The organism is Xanthomonas indica, from assembly GCF_040529045.1.
GTDB classification, from domain to species: Bacteria; Pseudomonadota; Gammaproteobacteria; order Xanthomonadales; family Xanthomonadaceae; genus Xanthomonas_A; species Xanthomonas_A indica.
In genome coordinates, this window is the sequence record NZ_CP131914.1 from 2240409 (window position 1) to 2262858 (window position 22450).

Below are 22450 nucleotides of genomic sequence, written 5' to 3' on the forward strand. Positions count from 1 at the left end.
TCGTCCCGTGCACCGCTGCGTGCGCTGCCGGACGCTTCCTGATTGAGTTCCCGATGACCGAACGCCCGCGTCTCCCCGCCCACGCCGTCCAGCCCAAGCTCGCTCCGCACCCGCGCATCCGCAACGTCATTGCCGTCGGCTCCGGCAAGGGCGGGGTGGGCAAGTCCACCACTGCCGTGAACCTGGCCCTGGCCCTGCAGCGCCAGGGCGCGCGTGTCGGCGTGCTGGACGCCGATGTCTACGGCCCCAGCGTGCCGGCCATGCTCGGCCTGAGCGGGCGTCCGGACAGCCCGGACGACAAGAGCATCGAGCCGATGCGTGCGTTCGGCATCGAAGCGATGTCGATCGGGCTGCTGGTGGACCAGGACACGCCGATGATCTGGCGTGGCCCGATGGCGACCTCGGCGCTTACCCAGTTGTTCGCCGACACCTTGTGGGACGACCTGGACTACCTGCTGATCGACCTGCCGCCGGGCACCGGCGACATCCAGTTGACCCTGGCGCAGAAGATCCCGGTGGCCGGGGCGGTGATCGTCACCACCCCGCAGGACATCGCCACGCTGGACGCGAAGAAGGCGCTGAAGATGTTCGAGAAGGTCGAGGTGCCGGTGCTGGGCATCGTCGAGAACATGGCGGTGCACACCTGCAGCCAGTGCGGCCATGTCGAGCACCTGTTCGGCGAGGGCGGCGGCCAGCGCATGGCGCAGCAGTACGGCGTGCCGCTGCTGGGGTCGCTGCCGCTGGCGATCGCGATCCGCGAGCAGGGCGACGCCGGCACCCCGGTGGTGGCCGCCGCGCCGGCGTCGGCCGCGGCGCAGGCCTACCTGGCCACCGCGCAGCGCTTGACCGAAGAGTTGCGCAAGCGCCCGCGCGCGGCCATCCCGATCTCCGCGGCCTTGCGCTGAGCGGCACGCGGCGCCTGCCGCGAATGCCCTGCACCGGCTAGAATCGCCGGCTATTGCGGCCGGCCCCCTTCGCCGGCCGCGTTCCCGGCGTGCAGGCTGCGGCCGCCGCCACCGCATCAGGAACCCCCATGAGCATCAAGAGCGACCGCTGGATCCGCCGCATGTCCGAACAGCACGGCATGATCGCGCCCTACGAACCGGGCCAGGTCAAGCAGGTCGACGGCCAGCGCATCGTCAGCTACGGCACCTCCAGCTACGGTTACGACGTGCGCTGCTCGCGCGAGTTCAAGGTGTTCACCAACATCAACTCGACCATCGTCGACCCCAAGCACTTCGACCCCAAGAGTTTCGTCGACATCGAGGCCGACGAGTGCATCATCCCGCCCAACAGCTTCGCGCTGGCGCGCACCGTGGAGTTCTTCCGCATCCCGCGCGACACCCTGGTGGTGTGCCTGGGCAAGAGCACCTATGCGCGCTGCGGCATCATCGTCAACGTCACCCCGCTGGAGCCGGAGTGGGAAGGGCACGTGACCCTGGAATTCAGCAACACCACGCCGCTGCCGGCGCGCATCTACGCCAACGAGGGCGTGGCGCAGATGCTGTTCTTCCAGTCCGATGCCGACGACGTCTGCGAGACCAGCTACAAGGACCGCGGCGGCAAGTACCAGGGCCAGACCGGCGTGACCCTGCCCAAGACCTGAGCCCACCCGGTCTTTCCCACAGCACAAGGAGCGCGCAATGAACGACCCCAATCCCTACCAGGCCCCCGACGCGGCGCTGCCGCCCGCGCTGCCGGACACCGCCGGCGGCGAGGTCCTCGCCGGCCGTGGCGAGCGCCTCGGCGCCGCGCTGATCGACGGCGTGATTTCGTTGGCGACGTTCCTGCCGGTGGCGGCGCTGACCGGCTACTTCGGCAAGGTCATGGAGGCCGCACGCAGCGGCGTGCAGGTGTCGTTTCTGGCCACGCTGGGCTACGGCGTGCTGGGCATGGTGATCTTCCTGCTGGTGCAGGGCTACCCGCTGGCCAAGAGCGGCCAGACCTGGGGCAAGAAGCTGCTGTGGATCCGCATCGCCGACCTGGACGGCGGGCAGCCGCCGTTCTGGCGCCTGATCGCGTTGCGCTATCTGCCGACCCAGGCGATCTCGCTGCTGCCGATCGTCGGCGGCATCTACGCCCTGGTCGACGCGCTGTTCATCTTCCGCCAGGACAAGCGCTGCCTGCACGACCTGATCGCCGGCACCCGCGTGGTCAACGTCCGCCGCTGAGCCCGCGGTCGCGACACGGCGCCCCTGCGTTTGGAGGGGCCGCCCCGAAAGCCGCTAGCGCGACGCAGCAGCTAAGAGTGGGGGAAACGCTTTCGCGAATCCCCACTCCCGAATCCTCAATCCTCGCCCCACCTACTTGCCGCGGCCGAACAGCATGCCGACGCCGACCGCGACCAGGATCGCCGGCCACCAGGTGGCGATCAGCCGGCCCAGGCTCAGGTTGGTCCAGCCCAGGTTGTTGGCCAGGAACACCAGGCCGATCACGATCAGCACGATGGCGGCGATCACATTGGATTTCATGGAGGCGCGGCTTCCGCAAAAAGGGCGCCTATCGTAGCCGCTGGCGCCACGCCGCAACACGCGCCTGCAGTTCCTCGGCCGGCAGCCGCTGCGCCGCGCCGCTGCCCCACACCGGGCCGGGCCAGGCGGCATCGCCCGGATGCCGCCCCAGCACGTGGACGTGCAGTTGCCGCACCACGTTGCCCAGTGCGCCGATGTTGAGCTTGTGCACGCCCGGCTCCTGCCGCAGCAACTGCGAGAGCTGGTTGATCTCGGCCAGCAGCAGGCGCTGCTGGCCGCCGTCCAGGTCGATCCACTCGCTGGCCTCGGCCACCCGCGGCACCAGCAGCAGCCACGGGAAGCGGGCGTCGTCCATCAGCCGCACCTGCGACAGCGGCCCGTCGGCGACGAACGCGCTGTCGGCCTGCAGCCGCGGGTCCAGGACGAAGTCGGCCATGCCGCGGCTCAGCCCAGGTGCTCGGCGAGGAACGCCAGGCTGCGTTCGCGGGCGAGCTCGGCGCTGTCGGCGTCGTAGTGGTTCGGATCCACGTGGCGGTCGAAGCCATGCCCGGCCGGGTACACGAAGGTCTGCATCTGCGGCAGCTTCTCGCGGTGCTGCTGGATCGAGTCGGCCGGGATGCTGCCGTCCTGCGCGCCGAAGTGGAACAGCACCGGCGCCTTCGGCGTCTCGTCCAGGAACTGGGTGTTGCGGCCGCCGTAGTAGCTCACCGAGGGCAGGCCCAGGCGCAGCGCCGACAGCAGCGCGACGCTGCCGCCCCAGCAGTAGCCCAGGGTGCCGACCTTGCCGGCCGGCGCCAGCGCCTGCGCGGCCGCCTGCACGATGTCCAGGGCGCGGTCGAAGCCGAGCGCGCCGACCAGTTCCAGGCCCTTGCGCACGCCCTCCTGGTCGTAGGCCAGCTGCGCGTCCTTTTCCACCGGATCGAACAGCGCCGGCGCCAGCACTTCGTAGCCGTGCGCGGCGTAGCGGTCGGCGACCTGGCGGATGTAGTCGGTCACCCCGAAGATCTCCTGGATGACCACCAGGCCGCCGCGCGGCGTGCCCTCGGGCAGGGCGTGCCAGGCGGAAACCTGGCCGTGAGCGGTGTCGAGCGTGGTCCAGTGGCCCATACGGCATTCCTGTGGCGTGGGGGAAGCGGCGGATTATCCATGGCCCAGGCTAAGTCGGGGTGAGTGGCCTCACGCGCGGCTGCGGCCGCGCCGGCGGCCCCGGCCGCGGCCCGGTATACTTCGCGCGCTGTTTTTCTCCCAGGCCCCCGGACCCCGGCCCCAATGTCTCTCGCGACCCCCAAAGTCGGCTTCGTCAGCCTTGGCTGCCCGAAGGCCCTTGTCGATTCCGAACGCATCCTCACCCAGCTGCGCGTGGAGGGTTACGCGGTCGTGCCCAGCTACGACGCGGCCGACGTGGTGGTGGTCAACACCTGCGGCTTCATCGATTCGGCGGTGGCCGAGTCGATGGAGGCGATCGGCGAGGCCATGGCCGAGAACGGCAAGGTCATCGTCACCGGCTGCCTGGGCAAGCGTTCGGAGCAGATCCGCGCGGCCTATCCGGACGTGCTGGCGGTGTCCGGCCCGCAGGACTACCAGAGCGTGATGGAAGCGGTGCACGCGGCGCTGCCGCCGCGCCACGACCCGTTCGTGGACCTGCTGCCGCGCGCGCGGGGCGCCGAGGACGACATCGGGGTCAAGCTGACGCCGCGGCATTACGCCTATCTGAAGATTTCCGAGGGCTGCAATCACCGCTGCAGCTTCTGCATCATTCCGTCGATGCGCGGCGACCTCGTGTCGCGCCCGGTCGACGAGGTGCTGCGCGAGGCCGAGCGGTTGGTGAAGGGCGGGGTGCGCGAGTTGCTGGTGGTGTCGCAGGACACCTCGGCCTACGGCGTGGACCTGAAGTACGCCGAGCGCGAGTGGCGCGGCCGCGCCTACCAGACGCGGATGAAGGCGCTGTGCGAGGGCCTGTCGGAAGTGGGAGCGTGGGCGCGCCTGCACTACGTGTACCCGTATCCGCACGTGGACGACGTGATTCCGCTGATGGCCGAGGGCAAGCTGCTGCCGTACCTGGACATTCCGTTCCAGCATGCCAGCCCGCGCATCCTCAAGCTGATGAAGCGGCCGGGCGCGGTGGAGCGCACCCTGGAGCGCGTGCAGCGCTGGCGCGCGCTGTGCCCGGAGATCACCCTGCGTTCGACCTTCATCGTCGGCTTCCCCGGCGAGACCGACGCCGAGTTCGAGCAGTTGCTGGAGTTCCTGGACGCCGCGCAGCTGGACCGCGTCGGCGCGTTCGCCTATTCGCCGGTGGAAGGCGCCAGCGCCAACGCGCTGCCGGATCCGGTGCCGGAAGCACTCAAGCAGGAGCGGCTGGCGCGCTTCATGGAACGGCAGGCGGCGATTTCCGCCGCGCGCCTGGAGGCCAAGATCGGCAGCGTGCAGGAGTGCCTGGTCGACCTGCTGGAGGATGGCATCGCGGTGGCGCGCTCCAAGGCCGATGCGCCGGAGATCGATGGCCTGGTGCATATCCAGAACGGCGGCGAGCTGGGGCTGAAGCCGGGCGACCTGGTACAGGTGGAGATCACCGACAGCGACGAGCACGACCTGTTCGGCGATGCGCTGCCGGTGCAAGCGTCGCCGGCAAAACCGCTGGACCTGCGGGTGCTCTGAGGTCGCAGGCGGCCGCATGCAGGGCGCCACGGCGCCACGGCGCCGCGCGCTCAGGGCGTGGCGTAGTCCACCGCGACCACCACGAAGCTATGGCGGCCGCCGGGCAACTGCGCTTCCACTTCGTCGTCGATGCGCTTTTTCAGCAGCGCCCGCGCCAGCGGCGAATCGATGCTGATCCAGCCGCGCGCCGCGTCGGTCTCGTCCGGCCCGACGATGCGGTAGCGGCGCAGCTCGCCGCTGTCGGCATCCTCCAGTTCGATGTGCGCGCCGAAGAACACCGCCTGCGGGTCGGACGGCGCCTCGGCGACCACGCGCAGCGCTTCCAGGCGCTTGCTCAGGTAGCGCACGCGGCGGTCGATCTCGCCCAGTTGCTTCTTGCGGTAGGTGTACTCGGCGTTCTCCGAGCGGTCGCCCTCGGCCGCGGCCGCGGCCAGCGCCTTGACCACCTCGGGGCGGCGCACCCGCCACAGCTCCTCCAGCTCGGCCTTGAGCCGGGCATGGCCTTCCGGGGTGATCAGGGCGGTGCTTTTCTCGGCAGGGGGACGCCAGCGGCTCATCGGTGCGACTGCGGTGGAGCGGGGTGGCGATGCTAGCGCGTGCCTGCGGCTTGCGCACCCGCAGGCGATGGCCGAAGCTGGCGCCGCCCCGCACACGAACGTCGCCCGATGCTGATCCTGCCGCTGCACAAGCCGCTGTCGCGGGACAACTTCCCGCTGGTCACGCTGCTGCTGATCCTGCTCAACGTCGCGGTCTACGTCGGCTGGCAGCGCCACGACGGGGCGCCGCTGCGGCAGGCGCTGCGCGTCTACCTGGACTCCGGACTCGGCGCGCTGGAAGCGTCGGCCTATGCGCGCTACCTGGAGCGCAGTGGCGAGCGCGAGGCGCTGGCACGGCTGCAGCAGGTGCCGGCGGCGGAGCGGCCGGCCTTCGTCGGCGCCACCACACTGCACGATGTGCGCTTCGTGCAGGCCATGCGCGACGGCAGCGCATTCGCGGACGCCGATGCGCAACAGGCCTGGGCGCCGCTGCGCGCGCGCTACGACACGCTGCTGCAGCGTGTGTTCACCCTGCGCCATGTGCAGCGCAGCTCCGAATGGGCGCCGGCACGCATGCTCACGTCGGCCTTCCTGCATGCCGACGCCCTGCACCTGGTCGGCAACATGTTGTTCCTGCTGGCGCTGGGCACCTTGCTGGAAGGCGCGATCGGCGGCTGGCGGTTCCTGGCGGTGTACCTGCTCGGTGCGTTCGGTGCCAGCGCGGCGAGCCTGTGGTGGCGTTGGGGCGAAGCCGGGGCGGGGCTCGGCGCCTCCGGGGCCATTGCCGCATTGATGGGCGCGTTCTGCGTGGTGTGGGGGCGGCGCCCGGTGCGCTTCTTCTACTGGGCGGCGGTGCTGTTCGACTACGTGCGCGCCCCGGCCATCGCGCTGCTGCCGCTGTGGCTGGGCTGGGAACTGTACAACCTGCTGTTCAATGGCGATGCCGGCATCGGCTTCGATGCGCATGCCGGCGGCCTGGTGGTCGGCGCGCTGCTCGGCGCGGTGCTGGTGGCGGCCGGACAGACCCGCGAGGCGTTCCTGCGCGACGAGGCCGATGCGCCCCTCGACGACCGCTGGGCGCGTGCGCAGGCGCACCTGGGGCGAATGGAACACCACCAGGCTGGCGTGCTGCTGGATGCGCTGGCCGCGGAAGCGCCGCAGCGCTTCGATGTGGCGCTGGCGCGCTACCGCCTGGCCGCCAATGCCGGCCAGGCCGCGTCGGCGCGGGCCAGGGCGATGGAGGTGATGCGCCTGGTGGCGCCGTCCGTGCAGGAGGCGCGGCAGCAGGCCGGGGTGCTGCAGGCGGCCGGCGACCTGGATGCGCCGACGCGCGCGGCCCTGTTCGCACGCTGGATGGCGCTGGGCTTGCTGGCCGAGGCCGAGGCGCTGCTGGCGCAGGATGCGGTCTCGCCACGCGAGCAGCAGGCGCAGGCCTGGTTCCGGCTCGCGCTGGGCCACGGCGAACGCCAGGCCACGGCGGAGTGGCGGCGCGTGCTGGAGGCGCTGATCGTGCGCTACCCGGATTTGCCGCCGGCGGACAAGGCGCGGTTCCTGCTCGCCAACGCCTGAGGGCGCTGCCCGGCGCGGCAGTGGGGCACGTCAGCGTGTCCCGCTCCGCGCACGCCCTAGACCGGCGCGATCGTCACCGCGCGCAACGCCGCCTGCAGCTTGCCGCGCTGCACGTCATCGTCGCAGCGGCTCAGCGCGTCCTCCAGCAGGCTGCGCGCCTGCGCGTCCTCGCCGAAGCGCTCGGCCAGCAGCAACGCGGCCTGCAGCGACCAGGCGCTGCGTTCCGGCGCATTCGGCCAGCCGCGCACAGCGGCCTGCAGGCCATCGGCGGCGAGCCGGAACTGGCCCGCCAGCTGCGCACGTTCGGCCAGCAGCGTGGCCTGCTCCGGCAGCAGCGGCACGAAGTCGGGATCGGCATCCAGCGCCTCGCGCTGCAAGGCCAGCGCGCGCCGTTCCTGCTTTTCCTGCAGCAGCCGGTGGATGTACTGGCGGGTGTGGTCGCGGTGTTCGTCGTGGCGCGCGCTGCTGCGCAGCAGGCGCTGGTACAGCTCGTGCACGCCCAGGCTCACTGCGCGCGTGCGCACTTCGCTGCGCAGCACCTGCAGCGCGTCGTCGGTGTGGCCGTCGCGCACCAGCTGTTCGGCCTCGTCGAGCACGCGCTGGTCCGGGTCGTGGCGGGCGAAGGCGTTGGCCGCCTCGGCGGCCGGTTCGTAGCCCAGCACGGCGTGATACTGGTAGACCAGATAGCCCAGCAGGTGGAAGGCGGCAAACAGGCCCCAGATCGTCACCACGGTGACCGCCAGGTCGGCGACCAGCGGCGGCAGGGCGCGCTGCAGCCAGGCGGCGGCGCTCAGCGCGCTGGCCTGGATCACGAACAGCAGGCCGAACGCGGCCAGGTACGGCCAGCCGATGCGCAGCGCCAGGCCGATCGACACGGCCGGGTTCAGCGCGCGGCGCAGGCTGCCGTCCATCGCCAGGGAAATCAGGATGCCCGGCTGCAGCAGCACCACCGCCAGCAGCATCAGCAGGCCGCCGACCGGCCCGGCCAGCAGCAGCGCGGCGAACACCGCCACGCCGAGCAGGATCATCATCGCCAGCAGCCGCAGCACCACGCCGTCGCCGACATCGAAGCCGCGTTCCGGCGCGTCCAGGTAGCCGTCGGCGGTGTGGCGCAGGATCTCGAAGGCGTATTTGTAGATCGCCAGGGTGGTGACGATGCCCAGGATCCAGCCGATGCCGGGCAGCAGTCCCAGCAGGCTGCACAGGGTCAGCGCGATCAGCGCGTACAGCGCGCCGCCGCGCAGCGGATACAGCGCGATGGCGCGGGTGCGCGCCCAGAACGGTTCGGGTGTGCTGCGATGGGCGCGGCTTGCGCCCGCGCGACGACGATCTTCCATGACTCCCCCTGTCTACGAAGTGAGACGATTGTGCGGGTCGGCCGCGGCCGGTGCAATCGGGCGTTGGCCGTGGCGGGCGTGCGGCAGCGGACGGCCGACGCTGGCACGGGCGGCGTGTGCTGCTGCGCTAAGCGCCACCCGTGCCGCAGCGGCTGCGCGTGCGCTGGCTACACTGCACGCCCGGCGGCGGATGCGTGCGTCTCGCGTCGAGCCCGCCGTTTCGCCGTTCCCTCCCAGGAGTCTCGCTTGGACCCTTCCTTCGTTTCCGGCAATCCGCGCGTGCGCGTCACCAACATCGAGGTGCTGTCGGACAACTGGTACGTGCTGCGCAAGGTCAGCTTCGATTTTCAGCGTCACGACGGCAGTTGGCAGGCGCTCACCCGCGAGGCCTACGACCGTGGCAATGGCGCGACCATCCTGCTGTACAGCCGCGCCAAGGGCACGGTGATGCTGACCCGCCAGTTCCGCTTGCCGACCCTGCTCAACGGCAATCCCGACGGCATGCTGATCGAGGCCTGTGCCGGGCTGCTCGATCGCCACGATCCGGAGACCTGCATCCGCAAGGAAACCGAGGAGGAGACCGGCTACCGGATCGAGAACGTGCGCAAGGTGTTCGAGGCGTTCATGAGCCCGGGCTCGGTGACCGAGCGGCTGTATTTCTTCGTGGGCGAATACGTGGACCGCGACAAGGTCGGCGCCGGCGGCGGCGTGGCCGCTGAGGGCGAGGAGATCGAGGTGCTGGAACTGGCGCTCGATGCCGCGCTGGCGATGATCGACACCGGCGAGATCGCCGACGCCAAGACCATCATGCTGCTGCAGTACGCCAAGCTGCACGGGCTGCTAGCGTAGCTTTGTCGGTTTTTGTACCTGCGCGTGGCAGCGCCTGGACGAAGGCCGCCCGTGTCCGCGAATCCAGCGTTCTGCACGCTGGGCCTGTCGATCGCTGGTGGCGACGGTGTGCGGCAGGCATGCTCAGGTGCCAGCGATGACCCATTGCACGTCCGGCACCCACGCCTGCCGCCATCGGGCCATTTTTGCTTCGGCGTCCAGCCATTGCGGAGAAACCGGCGCTGCGGCCCCGAGCGCCGGCGTCTTGTCCAGACAGCCGGCATTGACGGCACCGTAAAGCCGCCCCTGATGCTCGAACGTGACCGCGACCAGCACCCCGCACTGGCGGCACAACTGGAACTGGGCGGCTTCTGCGCCTTGGCGATAACGATGCACGGCCTCGGCATGCGTGGCCGTCAGTCGCAGTGTGCCGGCGGGATCGGAAACGTATGCCGCACCATGCTTCTGGCAGAAGCTGCAGTCGCAGGCGCGCGGACGGATGTCCTCTGCCGATTGATCCGTCGAGAACACGACGGTCAGGCCGCCGCAGTGGCAGCTTCCCTGGAGCGTTGTCGGCTTGCCTGCCCGCGACATCATTGAAAGGCGCTCATCGCGTTCCTGTCCATGCTGGAGCTTGCTTTGGCGCCGGCTGCGCTCAGCGCTTGCCACCGAAGATGCTGCCGAAGATGCCGCGCACGATCTGCTGGCCGATGCGGTTGCCGATGGTGCGCGAGGTCTGCTTGGCCATCGCCTCCAGCATGCCCTGGCGGCGCTTGGTGCCGAACACCGCGTCCTTGACCGCCTGGCCGAAGCCGCTGTCCTGGGCCTCGTCCTGTTCGCGGGTGCGTGCCGGCGGCGCGGCGCTGCGGTCGGCGCTCTGCTCGACGCGGCGTGCCAGCAGCTCCGCCGCCGATTCGCGGTTGACAGGCGTGTCGTAGCACGCGCCGACCGGGCTGCCGGCGCGCACCTGCGCGCGCTCGGCCTCGGTGATCGCGCCCATGCGGCAGCGCGGCGGCGCGATCAGGGTCTGCTGCACCGGCGATGGCACGCCCTTGTCCTGCAACGTGGACACCAGCGCCTCGCCGGTGCCGAGCTGGGAGATGGCCTTGGCCACGTCCAGCTTGGGATTGGCGACGAAGGTTTCGGCGGCGGTGCGCACCGCCTTCTGGTCGCGCGGCGTGTAGGCGCGCAGCGCGTGCTGCACGCGGTTGCCGAGCTGGCCGAGGATGCTGTCGGGCACGTCGTCGGGGAACTGCGAGCAGAAGTACACGCCCACGCCCTTGGAGCGGATCAGCCGCACCACCTGCTCGATGCGCTGCACCAGCGCCGGTGGCGCGTCGTCGAACAGCAGGTGCGCCTCGTCGAACACGAACACCAGCTTGGGCTTGTCCAGGTCCCCCACTTCCGGCAGTTGCTCGAACAGTTCCGACAGCAGCCACAGCAGGAAGGTCGAGTACAGCCGCGGCTTGAGCACCAGTTGCGCGGCGGCGAGGATGCCGATCACGCCGCGGCCGTCGTGGTCGACCCGCATCAGCTCGGCCAGGTCCAGTGCCGGCTCGCCGAAGAAACCTTCGCCGCCGTCCTGGGCCAGGCGCAGCAGCGCGCGCTGGATCGCCGCCACCGATTGCGCGCTGACCAGGCCGTATTCGGTGGAGATGTCCTTGCGCTCTTCCACCACCAGCGCCAGCAGCGCGCGCAGGTCGTCCAGGTCGAGCAGCAGCAGGCCGCGGTCGTCGGCCAGCTTGAACACGATGTCGAGCACGCCGGCCTGGGTGTCGTTGAGTTCCAGCACGCGTGCCAGCAGGGTGGGGCCCATCTCGCTGACGGTGGTGCGCACCGGATGACCGAGCTTGCCGTACAGATCCCAGAACACCACCGGGTTGGCGGCCGGGGCGTAGTCGCGCACGCCGATCTGCGCCGCGCGCTGCAGCACCTTCTCGCTGCCGTCGCCGGGCATCGCCAGGCCGGCCACGTCGCCCTTCACGTCGGCCAGGAACACCGGCACGCCGATCCGCGAGAAGCCTTCGGCCAGGGTCATCAGGGTCACGGTCTTGCCGGTGCCGGTGGCGCCGGCGACCAGGCCGTGGCGGTTGCCCAGGCGCGGTTGCAGCAGCACCGCGATGTCGTCGGTCACGCCTTTGCCTAGCAGGATCGGGTCCATATCGGGGTCCGCAATGAGGTGCCTGGATTCTAGAGCGTCTGCGGGATGGCCGAACGCGCGCGGGTGCGTTGGGGGCTTCGCGCCACCATGCAGATGCCGGCGCACCCCGCGAAATGGGGTCTTTGCCTGGTGTGGCCGTTCGATGCTGCGGCACGGGAGTGCGACTGCTTCGCGGGTCGTGGGCGCGGTGCGCGCAGTGTCCGTGTTGCAGCGCGGGACGCCCGCCAGCCATGAACGTCGGCCCGCCGCGGGCCGGACCGTGGCCGCGGCGACCTTGCCGCGATGCGACGGCGGGGGCTACCCTGCGGCCTTTCCGTCGCCGCGTCCCACCATGCCCCTTCCGTTCCGCTTCACCCACGCGTGGCCCGTCGCGGCTGCCGTGGCGCTGACCTGCGCCGCTCCTGCCGCCCATGCCCGCGTGTCCGCCCGCGACCAGGCCGCCATCGCCGTCCTCGACCAGCGCCTGGCCGCTGCCGAGAAGCGCTACAACGACGCCATGGTGCTGGTCGGCAACAGCGACCCCAAGGGTACCCAGGAAAGCGACGCCGCGCTGGAAGACATCGAGGACGTGATCCAGGCCTGCATCAAGCAGCGTGGCTGCGAGGTCGGCACCTACCTGGGCGCGTACAAGCGCCTGCTCAAGGCCAAGACCGACGCGCAGGGCCAGGCCAGCGATACCGATGCCGCCGACGACGAAGACGCGGCGCCGCTGCAGGCCGACCCCGACCACATCAGCCCGCTGGCCGCCGACGTGCCGGAAGCCGCGCGCGCGGCACGCCTGCTCAACGACAAGCGCCACGCCTTCGATTCGATGGTGGAGTACAACCCGGCGGTGCAGGCCGGCATCCGCCGCTGGCTGACCGACATGCGCCCGGCGCTGATGAGCAGCTACGAGAACTACCAGAACCTGCGCGCGATCATGTGGCCGGAGTGGGAGAAGCGCGGCCTGCCGGAGGCGTTGCTGTTCGGCATCATCGCCAAGGAGTCCAACGGCCGCGTGCATGCCAATTCGCGGGTGGGCGCCGCCGGGCTGATGCAGTTCATGCCGGCCACCGGGCGCCGTTTCGGCCTGGGCCCGGACGGCACCGGCTTCGATACCCGCTACGACGCGCGCAGCGCCGCCGAGGCCAGCGCGGTCTACATCAACGAGCGCATGGCCGAGCTCAACCGCAGCGTCGAACTGGCCCTGGCCGGCTACAACGGCGGCGAAGGCCGTGCGGCGCGCGTGTTCAACCAGATGCCCGGCCGCAGCTTCTGGGACGCCTCGGTGTACAACCAGTTCCCGGCCGAGACCAAGGACTACGTGCCGATGGTGATCGCCGCGGCGTGGATCTTCCTGCACCCGCAGCAGTACGGCGTGGCCTTCCCCAAGATCAATGCGCAGCCGGCCACGCTGCGCCTGGCCAAGTCCACCACCATCTACGAACTGACCATCTGCCTGGGCAGCGACGGCACCCGCGACGGCTACATGCGCGCCCTGCGCAACCTCAACCCGCGCTACGAGCCGGACGGCTGGATCCCGGCCGGGGTGACCATCAACGCCACCACCAAGATCGTCGGCCTGTACAACCGCTACTGCGTCAGTGGCCCGCGCGCCGACCTGGCGCGCGCACTGATCACCGCCGACGTCACCGCCGCGGTGCGCAGCGGCAGCCCGGCGCCGGCCGCCGACCTGACCGGCAACGTGGCGGTGGGCGACGTCAGCCCGGTCGCCGGCGTGCCGACCACGGTGGCCACCGGCCGACCCGCGCCGGCCAAGCCCAAGCAGAAGCAGGTGCGCAGCTACCGCGTGGCCAAGGGCGACACGTTGGGGCGGATTTCCGACCGCCACGACTGCGACCTGAAGGAACTGGCCAAGGCCAACGGCCTGCGCGCCCCGGGCTATGCCCTGAAGCCGGGCCAGTCGCTGAAGCTGGTGGGCTGCGAGAAGTAAGGATCCCGTCTCCCTCCGGGAGAAGGTGGCGCGTAGCGCCGGATGAGGGGTGGCGCATGCGCAGTCTCGGGCGTGTGGCTTTACCGTCATCCATTGCAGGGAAAGGCGGTCCTTCCACCGTCCAGGCGTCGGGACTGAAGTCCCTCCCACAGTGGCGCTGTCGCTGCACACCAGTTGCGAGACAAAGCGCAATCCAATCCCTTCTCCCTCCGGGAGAAGGTGGCGCGCAGCGCCGGATGAGGGGCGGGCCATGCGCAGTCTCGGGCGTGTGGCTTGCCGTCATCCATTGCAGGGAAATGCGGTCCTTCCACCGTCCATGCGTCGGGACTGAAGGCCCTCCCACAGGGGCGGGCGCTGCACACGCGTTGCGAGACAAAAGCGCAATCCACTCCCTTCTCCCTTCGGGAGAAGGTGGCGCGTAGCGCCGGATGAGGGTACGGCCGCCGCAGTCTCAGGCGAGGCGTCGACACCACCATCCAGCACATGCTGGCGGTCTTTCACCGTCCATGCGTCGGGACTGAAGGCCCTCCCACAAAGGCGCTCCTCAAGCGAAAGGGCCGCAGCGCGGCCCTCTCACGCCTCAGCGCACCAACCGCGCCAGTGCCTGCCCCAGCCGCACCGGCGATTCCGCCTTCAGTGCCGGGTCGAACGCGGCCACGCCCGGCGGCAGCAGCACGATCACCGTGGAGCCGTAGTTGAAGCGCGCCATTTCCTCGAACCGCTGCAGGGTGATGCCCTTGCCGCGCCAATCCTTGCGGGTGATGCGGTCGGCGTAGCGCGGGATCTCCACGCCGCTCCACACGGTTTCCACGCCGGACACCAGCAGCGCGCCGACCATCACCGAGACCATCGGGCCGAAGTCGGTGTCGAAATGACAGACCAGGCGCTCGTTGCGCGCGAACAGGCGCGGCACGGTGCGCACCGCGTCGGTGCCGACGCTGAACAGCCGCCCCGGCACGTGCATGGTTTCGCGCAGGGTGCCGGTCCACGGCATGTGCACGCGGTGGTAGTCGCGCGGCGACAGGTACACGGTGGCATACAGGCCGTTGGCGAACGGCGCCGCCGCGGCGTCGTCGCCGAGCAGTTCGGCGGCGGTGAACGACTGCCCCTTGGCCTGGAAGATGCGCCCGTCCTCGATCCGGCCGAGCTGGCTGATGCGGCCGTCGGCCGGCATCAGCAGCGCCTGCGGATCGGGATCGGCGACACGCGCACCCGGCTTCAGCGCACGGGTGAAGAAGGCATTGAAGGTCGGGTAGGCGCGCGCATCCGGTTGCGCGGCCTCGCTCAGGTCCACGCCGAAGCGGCGCACCACCGTGTCGATCAGCCACTGCTTCAGTCCGGGCCGCGACGAATAGGCCAGGCGCCGCGCCAGCGAGGACAGCAGCCGGTGCGGCAGCACGTAGGTCAGGCGGGTGGTCAGGCTCATGGGGCGGTGGCCTTGGTCAGGGTCTGCAGGTCGGCGGCGATCGCCGCGGCATCGAACGGCGGGCGGATCAGCCCGGCCTGGCGGCCCTGCGGGTCGAGCACCGCGATCGCGGCGGAGTGGTCCATGCTGTAGTCGTTCGGGTTCTCGGCGTAGTGCTTGCCCGGCACCTTCTGGAACACGAAGCCCAGCGCGGTGGCGAAGCGCTCCAGCTCGGGCACGTCGGCGGTGGCGGCGATGGTGTCCTTGTGGAAGGCATGGGCGTACTCGCCCAGCCGTGGCAGGGTGTCGCGCTGCGGGTCGACCGAGACGAACAGCACGCGCGGGCGCAGCGTGTCCGGCAGCGTCTCCCATTGCTTCTGCGCGCGCGCCAGGTCGGCCAGGGTGGTCGGGCACACGTCCGGGCAGGCGGTGAAGCCCAGGAACACCAGGGTCCAGTGGCCCTTGAGCTCGCCCGGCACCAGCGGCGTGCCGTCGGTCTGGCGCAGGTGGAAGTCGGGCAGGGGCCGCGGCTGCGGGTACATGCGCACCGTGCGGGTCTCCGGCCAGGCCGGGCCGGCGCTGCCGCCGAAGTACTTCTGGGCCAGCAGCAGCCCCAGGCCGGCGGCCAGGGCAACCACCAGGACGATGCCGAAGGTGCGGTTGAACATACTGATTTCCCATGCAACGAACGCTCATCATAGCGGCCGGGCCTCTATAATCGGGGGCCGAATTGCCTTGCCTGTTGCCATGACTGCCGACGCGGCCGCCGAACTCCACACGATCATCGACCTGATCCGCTACGGCACCAGCCGTTTCAACGCCGCCGGGCTGAGCTTCGGCCACAGCTACGACAACGCCCTGGACGAGGCCACGCAACTGGTGCTGCACGCGCTGCACCTGCCGCACGACCTGGGCCCGGCCTACGGCAGCGCGCGGGTCACCACGCCGGAGAAGGCGCAGGTGCTGGCGCTGTTCGAGCGCCGCATCGCCGAGCGCATCCCCGCCGCCTACCTCACCGGCGAGGCCTGGTTCGCCGGGCTCAGCTTCAAGAGCGATGCGCGCGCATTGGTGCCGCGTTCGCCGATCGCCGAACTGATCGAGGCCGGCTTCGAGCCGTGGCTGGCCGGCCGCCCGGTCGAGCGCGCGCTGGACCTGTGCACCGGCTCGGGCTGCATCGCCATCGCCATGGCCCACTACAACCCGAACTGGCAGGTGGACGCGGTCGACATCAGCGACGATGCGCTGAGCCTGGCCGCCGAGAACAAGGAGCGGCTGCTGGCCGACAACGTCGAACTGGTCAAGTCCGACCTGTTCGCCGGGCTGGGCGGGCGCCGCTATGAGCTGATCGTGACCAATCCGCCCTACGTCACCCACGCCGAGACCGATGCGCTGCCGCCGGAATACGCGCACGAGCCGGAACTGGGCCTGCGCGCGGGCGACGACGGGCTGGACCTGGCGCTGAAGATCCTGCGCGACGCACCGGCGCACCTGAGCGAGGACGGGCTGCTGATCTGCGAGGTCGGCGAGTCCGAGCGCGCGCTGGCGCAGCTGCTGCCGGAAGTGGATTTCGCCTGGGTCGAGTTCAAGGTCGGGCAGATGGGCATCTTCGCGGTGGAGCGCAGCGAACTGCTGACGCACCACGCGCGCATCGCCGCGCTGGCCGCGGACCGGTGATGCGACGGCCATGAGCGCGAACAGTTTCGGCACGCTGCTGACCGTCACCACCTTCGGCGAATCGCACGGGCCGGCGATCGGCTGCGTGGTGGACGGCTGCCCGCCGGGGCTGGAGCTGGACGCCAGCGAATTCGCCCACGACCTGCAGCGCCGCGCCACCGGCAAGAGCCGGCACACCTCGGCGCGGCGCGAGGCCGACGCCATCGAGATCCTGTCCGGGGTCTACGAAGGCCGCACCACCGGCACCCCGATCGGCCTGCTGATCCGCAACACCGACCAGCGCAGCAAGGACTACACCGACATCGCCCGGCAGTTCCGCCCCGGCCATGCCGACTACAGCTACTGGCAGAAGTACGGCATCCGCGATCCGCGCGGCGGCGGACGCTCGTCCGCGCGCGAGACCACCATGCGCGTGGCCGCCGGCGTGATCGCCAAGAAGTGGCTGGCGCAGCGCTACGGCGTGCGCGTGCGCGGCTACCTGTCCCAGCTCGGGCCGCTGCTGCCGCAGGGCTTCGCCTGGGACGCGGTGGAAGACAACGCGTTCTTCTGGCCGCACGCGCCGCAGGTGCCGGAGCTGGAGGCGTACATGGATGCGCTGCGCAAGTCCGGCGATTCGATCGGTGCGCGCGTGACCGTGGTCGCCGACGGCGTGCCCGCTGGGTGGGGCGAGCCGATCTACGGCAAGCTCGACGGCGAGCTGGCCGCGGCGATGATGAGCATCAATGCGGTCAAGGGCGTGGAGATCGGCGACGGCTTCGCCGCGGTGACCCAGAAGGGCACCCACCATCGCGACCTGATCGCGCCGGACGGGTTCCAGTCCAACCACGCCGGCGGCGTGCTCGGCGGCATCGCCACTGGGCAGCCCGTCGTCGTCTCGGTGGCGTTCAAGCCCACCTCCAGCCTGCGCCTGCCCGGCGCCACGGTGGACGTGGACGGGCAGGCAGTGGACGTGATCACCACCGGCCGCCACGACCCCTGCGTCGGCATCCGCGCCACCCCGATCGCCGAGGCGATGATGGCGCTGGTGCTGATGGACCAGGCGCTGCGCCACCGCGCGCAATGCGGCGACGTCGGTACGGTGACGCCGCGCATCCCCGGCGGTGGCGATGGCTGAGTCGCGGCCGCGGGTGTGGGTCAGCCAGCCGCTGTTCGACGATGTCGTCGCACGGCTGGGGGCGCATTGCGCGCTGACCACCACCGCGGACGTGACCAAGTATTCGCCGCAGGACCTGGCGCAGGCGCTGGCGCCGCTGGACGGCGCCCTGGTCACCCTCAACGAACGCATCGGCGCCGCCGAGATCGCTGGCGCGCCGCGGCTGCGCGCCATCGCCAACGTCGGCGTCGGCTACAACAATCTGGACCTGGACGCGCTCAGCGCGGCCGGCATCGTCGCCACCAACACCCCCGACGTGCTCACCGAGACCACCGCCGATCTCGGCTTCGCCCTGCTGATGGCCGCCGCGCGCCGCGTCGGCGAGGCCGAGCGCTGGCTGCGCGCGGGGCAGTGGCAGCAGTGGTCGTTCCAGACCATGCTCGGCGCCGATGTCCACGGCAGTACGCTGGGCATCCTCGGTATGGGCCGGATCGGCCAGGCCATCGCGCGCCGCGCCGCCGGCTTCTCGATGCGCGTGCTGTACCACAACCGCAGCCGTCTGCCGGCCGAGGTGGAGCGTGCGCATCGCGCCGAATACGTCGGTTTCGACGCGCTGCTGGCGCGCGCCGACCACTTGTTGCTGGTGCTGCCGTACAGCGCGCAGTCGCACCACGTCATCGATGCCGCCGCGCTGGCGAAGATGCAGCCGACCGCGACGCTGGTGAACATCGCCCGTGGCGGGCTGGTCGACGAAATCGCGCTGGCCGACGCGCTCGCGCACGGACGCCTGGCCGCGGCCGGGCTGGACGTGTTCGAAGGCGAGCCGGCAATCCGTCCGGAACTGCTGGCGCTGCGCAATGTGGTGCTGACCCCGCACATCGGCAGCGCCAGCGTGGCCACGCGCCGCGCGATGGTGGCGCTGGCGGTCGACAACCTGCTTGCCGCGCTGGGCATCGGCGCCGACGCCGGGCGCCCGCCCAACGCGCTGAACCTGGACGCGATCGCCGCGGCCGGCGGCGCGCGGGCGATGGCGGACAAAAAACGATAGGGAGCCTGCGGCCCTGTGCGCGGCGCGCACGGCAGGTTCCCCGAATCCACGCGGCAGTGCGGCTGTTTTTCCCCTTTTTTCTTCCTGCGGATCGAATCCTTCCATGAGCAATGCAACCCGTCGTTTCAACGTCGCCGTCGTCGGCGCCACCGGTGCCGTCGGCGAAACCATGCTGAGCATCCTCGCCGAGCGCGGTTTCCCCATCGCCACGCTGTACCCGCTGGCCTCCGAGCGCTCGGCCGGCGGCCAGGTCGAGTTCAACGGCCAGAAGGTCACCGTGCTCGACCTGGCCACCTTCGACCCGACCGGCGTGGACATCGCGCTGTTCTCCGCCGGCGGCGGCATTTCCAAGGAATACGCGCCGAAGTTCGCCGCGGCCGGCGCGGTGGTGATCGACAACTCCTCGACCTTCCGCTACGACGACGACGTGCCGCTGGTGGTGTCGGAAGTCAATCCGCACGCGCTGAAGCACCGTCCGCGCGGCATCGTCGCCAATCCCAACTGCTCGACCATGCAGCTGATGCCGGTGCTGGCGCCGATCCACAAGGAATACGGCATCGAGCGCATCAACGTGGCCACCTACCAGTCGGTGTCTGGCGCCGGCCGTTCGGGCATGGAGGAACTGGGCAAGCAGACCGCGCAGCTGCTGGCGTTCCAGGACATCGAGCCGCAGAAGTTCCAGGCGCAGATCGCCTTCAACCTGATCCCGCACATCGACGACTTCCAGCCCAACGGCTACACCAAGGAAGAGATGAAGCTGGTGTGGGAGACGCAGAAGATCCTCGAGGACAGCAGCATCCTGGTGAACCCCACCGCGGTGCGCGTGCCGGTGTTCTTCGGCCATTCGGAGGCGGTCAACATCGAGACCAAGCGCAAGATTACCGTCGAGCAGGCGCGCGCCCTGCTGGGTCAGGCGCCCGGCGTGGAAGTGGTCGACGAGCACAAGGCCGGCGGCTATCCGACCCCGGTGACCCATGCCTCCGGCAAGGACCCGGTGTTCGTCGGCCGCATCCGCGAGGATTTCTCGCACCCGCGCGGCCTCAACCTGTGGGTGGTGGCCGACAACATCCGCAAGGGCGCCGCGCTCAACGCGGTGCAGTTGGCCGAGCTGGTCGCTCAGGAGGCGTGATTCGGGAGTCGGGATTGGGGATTCGTAACGCGCTGCGCAGCGCCGACTGATCCTGGGCTGCGTAGCGCCCAATTCCCGGCAGGTACGCAACGGCCAGTGGCGCAAGCCCTGGCCGTTGTCGTGTCGGGCATGCGCGTCGTGCCGATGGCGCAGGCCGATCCACATCTGGCGGGTCATGCCGCCAGCGCATCGGCGGGGCGACCACGCAGGCATGGCCCAGGCAGCGCCCGTGTGGGAGGGACTTCAGTCCCGACGGGCCTTACCGACCCAGTGCCGGGGCTGAAGCCTCTTCCAAACCGCGCCCACGACAATGCCAACGCTCCGTTGGCATGGCGCTCGCCAAACCCATGCGATTCGCCCCCGTCGCCGCTGCAGTGCCCGCAACCAATCCCCAATCCCAAATCCCCACTCCCCGCTTCATATATATTGATGGACATGACTCCAAGGGGCAGGGGCGGGATGCGCCTACAACCACGTTTGTTCCGTCGCTGCAGCGGCGATGCGGTCTCTGCCGCGCGCGGGCTGCGCCATGTCGGTCGCGCGGCCGCGGCGCTGCTGTTGCTGGCCTGCAGCCAGGCGGCCCTGGCATTGGGCCTGGGCGATATCCGCGTGCTGTCCAAGCCGGGCGAGCCGTTCCTGGCCGAGATCCCGGTGATCTCCAACGAGCCGGGCGAACTGGAGCGGGCGCGGGTGGCGCTGGCCTCGCCGGCGACCTTCGCGCGGGTCGGGCTGGAGCGCCCGCAGGGCCTGGTCAGCGATCTGCAGTTCCGCTTCACCCAGACCCGCAAGGGCCGCGCGGTGATCCAGGTCAGCAGCCGCATGCCGGTCGACGTGCCGTCGTTGAGCTTCCTGATCGAGGTCGATTGGGGCCAGGGGCGGCTGATCCGCGAGTATTCGGCACTGATCGACGCACCCAACACCGCTGCGGCGATCGACGCGCCGGCGATCGATGCACCGGCCGCGGCGCAGCCGTCCGACCGCATCACCCGTGAGGCATCCACGGCCGCCCCAGCGCCGGCGGCCGCCACGACGCCAGCGACGCCGAGTGCGAGGCCGGCTGCCACGCCGCGTCCGGCGCCGGCCCCGGCGGCAGCGCCCGGCGATGCGCTGGCGCCGGTGCGCGCCGGGCAGACCTTGTCGCAGATCGCCGGCCAGCTCGCGCGCGGCAACGGCCATTCGCTGGACCAGACCATGGTCGCGCTGCTGCGCGCCAATCCGGACGCCTTCATCCGCGGCAATCTCAACCTGCTCAAGCAGGGCGCGGTGTTGCGCACGCCGCGCGAGGAGGACCTGGCCAGCCTGGATGCCGCCGCGGCCGAGGCCGTGGTGCGCGAGCAGGCCGCGCAATGGCGCCAGGCGCGCGCGCCGGTGCCGCAGCCGGCACAGGCGCAGCAGGACGCGGCGACGGCGCAGGCCGCACCCAAGCCGGCCGCCGCGGCGCCGGCGGCCGCGTCCGGCGCGCGCCTGGAAATCGCGCCGGCGGTGCCGGCGACGCGCCGCGAGGCGGGAACCAAGTCCGGCACCGGTGCCGGCGACGAAGGAGACATGGTGGCGACCCAACAATTGCAGCAGGCGCGCGAAGACCTCGCGGCACGCGATGCCGAGGTCCAGGAACTGCGCTCGCGGGTGGAGCAGCTCGAAAAGCTCAAGGCCCAGCAGCAGCAACTGATCGCGCTGAAGGACAGCGACCTGGCCGCGGCGCAGAAGCGCCTGGCCCAGGCCGGGCAGGCGGCGCCGGCCGCCGCGGCCGCGCCGGCGCCGGCCAATGCGGGATTCCCGCTGTGGCTGTGGGGCGGGCTGAGCCTGCTGGTGCTGGGTCTCGGTGCCTGGTTGCTGTCGCGCCGGCGCAAGCCGTCGCCGCTGCCGCCGTTGCCGCGCGACGACGACGCGGCCCTGGCGGCGAGCGCCGCGGTGCCGGTGGTCGCGCACCGCGATGTCGATGCGCCGGAACTGCCGCCGCTGGAACCCGAGCCGTTGGCCGAGGAGGCTGCGGCCACCCGCGACGAGGAGGCGCTGGAGGCGTGGGAGCGCGCCGACCACGTCGACCACGTTGCCGACGATCACGCCGACCACCACGCCACGCTCGACGACGACGCCTTCGAACGCGTGCTGGCGCAGCAGTCGATGCGCCATGCGTCGGCCGATGCGCCGCTGTCCGCCGGCAATGACGACCTGCATTCCGTCGACCCGGCCGAGGCCCATCCGGAATCCGTCCCGGCCGTCGAGTCCGCGGCCGAGACGGCCTGGCGGCAACCGCCGCCGCTGGCCGCGGTGCCGAGCAGCGACCTTCCTGTCGACAGCGACGCCGGCGCCGGCCGGCAGGAGCCGACCTGGCACCAGCCTGCCGCACTGGAGCCTGCCGCACCGGCGCCGGCCGAAGCGCCGTCGCCGTATCCGCCGGTGGGCCGCGAGCGGCTGGAACTGGCGGTGGCGTACATGGACCTGGGCGACAACGAGACCGCACGTACCTTGCTGACCGAGGTCGCGGCCAGCGGCGACCCGGCCGCGCGCGCCGAGGCGTTGCAATTGTTGGGACGGCTGGACTGATGGTGGCAGGCGGCGCGCGGCGCGCTCGCCGCGGCCGTCCGGCCTGGAGCGGGACGGCCCT

The 22450-nt window shown here is 70.8% G+C and carries 21 protein-coding genes; 12 read left to right on the top strand and 9 right to left on the bottom strand.

Annotated elements, in window-relative coordinates:
* Positions 1-53 precede the first annotated feature (53 nt).
* From apbC to Q7W82_RS09760, 3 genes are all read left to right on the top strand, one after another.
* Positions 54-905 carry an iron-sulfur cluster carrier protein ApbC gene (gene apbC / locus Q7W82_RS09750; protein ID WP_160947778.1) on the top strand — a complete coding sequence of 284 codons (852 nt, stop codon included), beginning with the start codon at positions 54-56 and terminating at the stop codon, positions 903-905.
* A gap of 128 nt (positions 906-1033) precedes the next feature.
* Positions 1034-1606 (top strand): dCTP deaminase, encoded by a 573-nt coding sequence (gene dcd / locus Q7W82_RS09755; RefSeq protein WP_010340509.1) that lies wholly within the window; start codon positions 1034-1036, stop codon positions 1604-1606.
* Between the two features lie 37 nt (positions 1607-1643).
* Positions 1644-2171 (top strand): RDD family protein, encoded by a 528-nt coding sequence (locus tag Q7W82_RS09760; protein ID WP_242156678.1) that lies wholly within the window; start codon positions 1644-1646, stop codon positions 2169-2171.
* A 132-nt stretch (positions 2172-2303) separates the two neighbouring features.
* Here Q7W82_RS09760 and Q7W82_RS09765 read toward each other — a convergent pair whose 3' ends face one another.
* Genes Q7W82_RS09765 through Q7W82_RS09775 form a run of 3 tightly spaced genes read right to left on the bottom strand, consistent with a single transcriptional unit; the run spans position 2304 to position 3578 of the window.
* Complete coding sequence (locus tag Q7W82_RS09765; RefSeq protein WP_003467495.1) at positions 2304-2471, bottom strand: DUF5668 domain-containing protein; 168 nt, start codon at positions 2469-2471, stop codon at positions 2304-2306.
* Positions 2472-2499: 28 nt separating this feature from the next.
* Positions 2500-2907, bottom strand: coding sequence for an HIT family protein (locus Q7W82_RS09770; protein ID WP_150409877.1), 408 nt, complete (start codon positions 2905-2907; stop codon positions 2500-2502).
* Between the two features lie 8 nt (positions 2908-2915).
* Positions 2916-3578 carry a dienelactone hydrolase family protein gene (locus Q7W82_RS09775; protein WP_242156679.1) on the bottom strand — a complete coding sequence of 221 codons (663 nt, stop codon included), beginning with the start codon at positions 3576-3578 and terminating at the stop codon, positions 2916-2918.
* Between the two features lie 162 nt (positions 3579-3740).
* Here Q7W82_RS09775 and rimO point away from each other — a divergent pair, with 162 nt between their 5' ends.
* Complete coding sequence (gene rimO, locus Q7W82_RS09780) at positions 3741-5129, top strand: 30S ribosomal protein S12 methylthiotransferase RimO (RefSeq protein WP_242156680.1); 1389 nt, start codon at positions 3741-3743, stop codon at positions 5127-5129.
* Between the two features lie 50 nt (positions 5130-5179).
* Here the strand turns inward: rimO and greB are convergent, their stop codons facing one another.
* Entirely contained in the window at positions 5180-5686 is a 507-nt protein-coding gene (gene greB / locus Q7W82_RS09785; RefSeq protein WP_017909114.1) for a transcription elongation factor GreB, read from the bottom strand.
* A gap of 108 nt (positions 5687-5794) precedes the next feature.
* Here greB and Q7W82_RS09790 point away from each other — a divergent pair, with 108 nt between their 5' ends.
* Positions 5795-7234 (top strand): rhomboid family intramembrane serine protease, encoded by a 1440-nt coding sequence (locus tag Q7W82_RS09790; protein ID WP_242156681.1) that lies wholly within the window; start codon positions 5795-5797, stop codon positions 7232-7234.
* A 56-nt stretch (positions 7235-7290) separates the two neighbouring features.
* Here the strand turns inward: Q7W82_RS09790 and Q7W82_RS09795 are convergent, their stop codons facing one another.
* Complete coding sequence (locus Q7W82_RS09795) at positions 7291-8571, bottom strand: hypothetical protein (protein WP_242156682.1); 1281 nt, start codon at positions 8569-8571, stop codon at positions 7291-7293.
* Positions 8572-8817: 246 nt separating this feature from the next.
* On the opposite strand from Q7W82_RS09795, the gene nudK reads away from it, so the two are divergent.
* A complete protein-coding gene (gene nudK, locus Q7W82_RS09800; RefSeq protein ID WP_242156683.1) occupies positions 8818-9420 on the top strand; it encodes a GDP-mannose pyrophosphatase NudK in 603 nt (200 codons plus the stop codon).
* Positions 9421-9543: 123 nt separating this feature from the next.
* On the opposite strand, the gene Q7W82_RS09805 is transcribed toward nudK, so the two are convergent.
* Positions 9544-10068 carry a GFA family protein gene (locus Q7W82_RS09805; protein WP_242156684.1) on the bottom strand — a complete coding sequence of 175 codons (525 nt, stop codon included), beginning with the start codon at positions 10066-10068 and terminating at the stop codon, positions 9544-9546.
* Positions 10055-11560 (bottom strand): helicase HerA-like domain-containing protein, encoded by a 1506-nt coding sequence (locus tag Q7W82_RS09810; RefSeq protein WP_242156686.1) that lies wholly within the window; start codon positions 11558-11560, stop codon positions 10055-10057. Before Q7W82_RS09810 ends, Q7W82_RS09805 begins: the two co-directional genes overlap by 14 nt.
* A 331-nt stretch (positions 11561-11891) precedes the next feature.
* On the opposite strand from Q7W82_RS09810, the gene Q7W82_RS09815 reads away from it, so the two are divergent.
* Entirely contained in the window at positions 11892-13493 is a 1602-nt protein-coding gene (locus Q7W82_RS09815) for a transglycosylase SLT domain-containing protein (RefSeq protein WP_242156687.1), read from the top strand.
* 580 nt (positions 13494-14073) lie between these two features.
* On the opposite strand, the gene asd is transcribed toward Q7W82_RS09815, so the two are convergent.
* Positions 14074-14919: an archaetidylserine decarboxylase gene (asd, locus tag Q7W82_RS09820; protein WP_242156688.1), complete on the bottom strand. Its 846-nt coding sequence runs from the start codon at positions 14917-14919 to the stop codon at positions 14074-14076.
* Positions 14916-15566: an SCO family protein gene (locus Q7W82_RS09825; RefSeq protein WP_242156689.1), complete on the bottom strand. Its 651-nt coding sequence runs from the start codon at positions 15564-15566 to the stop codon at positions 14916-14918. The genes asd and Q7W82_RS09825 overlap by 4 nt, the downstream gene beginning before the upstream one ends.
* A gap of 79 nt (positions 15567-15645) precedes the next feature.
* Here Q7W82_RS09825 and prmB point away from each other — a divergent pair, with 79 nt between their 5' ends.
* The 5 genes from prmB (at position 15646) to Q7W82_RS09850 (ending at position 22389) form a co-directional block, all read left to right on the top strand.
* Positions 15646-16572, top strand: coding sequence for a 50S ribosomal protein L3 N(5)-glutamine methyltransferase (gene prmB, locus Q7W82_RS09830; RefSeq protein WP_160960969.1), 927 nt, complete (start codon positions 15646-15648; stop codon positions 16570-16572).
* 10 nt (positions 16573-16582) lie between these two features.
* The gene (aroC, locus tag Q7W82_RS09835) at positions 16583-17686 is read left to right on the top strand and encodes a chorismate synthase (RefSeq protein WP_242156690.1); all 1104 of its coding nucleotides are present in this window, start codon (positions 16583-16585) and stop codon (positions 17684-17686) included.
* Positions 17679-18713 carry a D-glycerate dehydrogenase gene (locus tag Q7W82_RS09840; protein ID WP_242156691.1) on the top strand — a complete coding sequence of 345 codons (1035 nt, stop codon included), beginning with the start codon at positions 17679-17681 and terminating at the stop codon, positions 18711-18713. Before aroC ends, Q7W82_RS09840 begins: the two co-directional genes overlap by 8 nt.
* A 103-nt stretch (positions 18714-18816) precedes the next feature.
* Positions 18817-19842, top strand: a complete 1026-nt coding sequence (locus Q7W82_RS09845) for an aspartate-semialdehyde dehydrogenase (RefSeq protein WP_242156692.1) — start codon at positions 18817-18819, stop codon at positions 19840-19842.
* Between the two features lie 477 nt (positions 19843-20319).
* Positions 20320-22389 (top strand): FimV/HubP family polar landmark protein, encoded by a 2070-nt coding sequence (locus Q7W82_RS09850; RefSeq protein ID WP_311195485.1) that lies wholly within the window; start codon positions 20320-20322, stop codon positions 22387-22389.
* Positions 22390-22450: the final 61 nt, after the last annotated feature.

Bases quoted from the DNA above. Each gene is read 5' to 3' on its own strand.
- Q7W82_RS09795 (WP_242156682.1), bottom strand. From the start codon at position 8,571: ATGGAAGATCGTCGTCGCGCGGGCGCAAGCCGCGCCCATCGCAGCACA.
- Q7W82_RS09765 (WP_003467495.1), bottom strand. From the start codon at position 2,471: ATGAAATCCAATGTGATCGCCGCCATCGTGCTGATCGTGATCGGCCTG.
- prmB (WP_160960969.1), top strand. From the start codon at position 15,646: ATGACTGCCGACGCGGCCGCCGAACTCCACACGATCATCGACCTGATC.
- Q7W82_RS09760 (WP_242156678.1), top strand. From the start codon at position 1,644: ATGAACGACCCCAATCCCTACCAGGCCCCCGACGCGGCGCTGCCGCCC.
- Q7W82_RS09770 (WP_150409877.1), bottom strand. From the start codon at position 2,907: ATGGCCGACTTCGTCCTGGACCCGCGGCTGCAGGCCGACAGCGCGTTC.
- Q7W82_RS09790 (WP_242156681.1), top strand. From the start codon at position 5,795: ATGCTGATCCTGCCGCTGCACAAGCCGCTGTCGCGGGACAACTTCCCG.
- rimO (WP_242156680.1), top strand. From the start codon at position 3,741: ATGTCTCTCGCGACCCCCAAAGTCGGCTTCGTCAGCCTTGGCTGCCCG.
- aroC (WP_242156690.1), top strand. From the start codon at position 16,583: ATGAGCGCGAACAGTTTCGGCACGCTGCTGACCGTCACCACCTTCGGC.
- Q7W82_RS09815 (WP_242156687.1), top strand. From the start codon at position 11,892: ATGCCCCTTCCGTTCCGCTTCACCCACGCGTGGCCCGTCGCGGCTGCC.
- Q7W82_RS09840 (WP_242156691.1), top strand. From the start codon at position 17,679: ATGGCTGAGTCGCGGCCGCGGGTGTGGGTCAGCCAGCCGCTGTTCGAC.
- Q7W82_RS09845 (WP_242156692.1), top strand. From the start codon at position 18,817: ATGAGCAATGCAACCCGTCGTTTCAACGTCGCCGTCGTCGGCGCCACC.
- greB (WP_017909114.1), bottom strand. From the start codon at position 5,686: ATGAGCCGCTGGCGTCCCCCTGCCGAGAAAAGCACCGCCCTGATCACC.
- dcd (WP_010340509.1), top strand. From the start codon at position 1,034: ATGAGCATCAAGAGCGACCGCTGGATCCGCCGCATGTCCGAACAGCAC.
- Q7W82_RS09775 (WP_242156679.1), bottom strand. From the start codon at position 3,578: ATGGGCCACTGGACCACGCTCGACACCGCTCACGGCCAGGTTTCCGCC.
- asd (WP_242156688.1), bottom strand. From the start codon at position 14,919: ATGAGCCTGACCACCCGCCTGACCTACGTGCTGCCGCACCGGCTGCTG.
- apbC (WP_160947778.1), top strand. From the start codon at position 54: ATGACCGAACGCCCGCGTCTCCCCGCCCACGCCGTCCAGCCCAAGCTC.
- Q7W82_RS09825 (WP_242156689.1), bottom strand. From the start codon at position 15,566: ATGTTCAACCGCACCTTCGGCATCGTCCTGGTGGTTGCCCTGGCCGCC.
- Q7W82_RS09810 (WP_242156686.1), bottom strand. From the start codon at position 11,560: ATGGACCCGATCCTGCTAGGCAAAGGCGTGACCGACGACATCGCGGTG.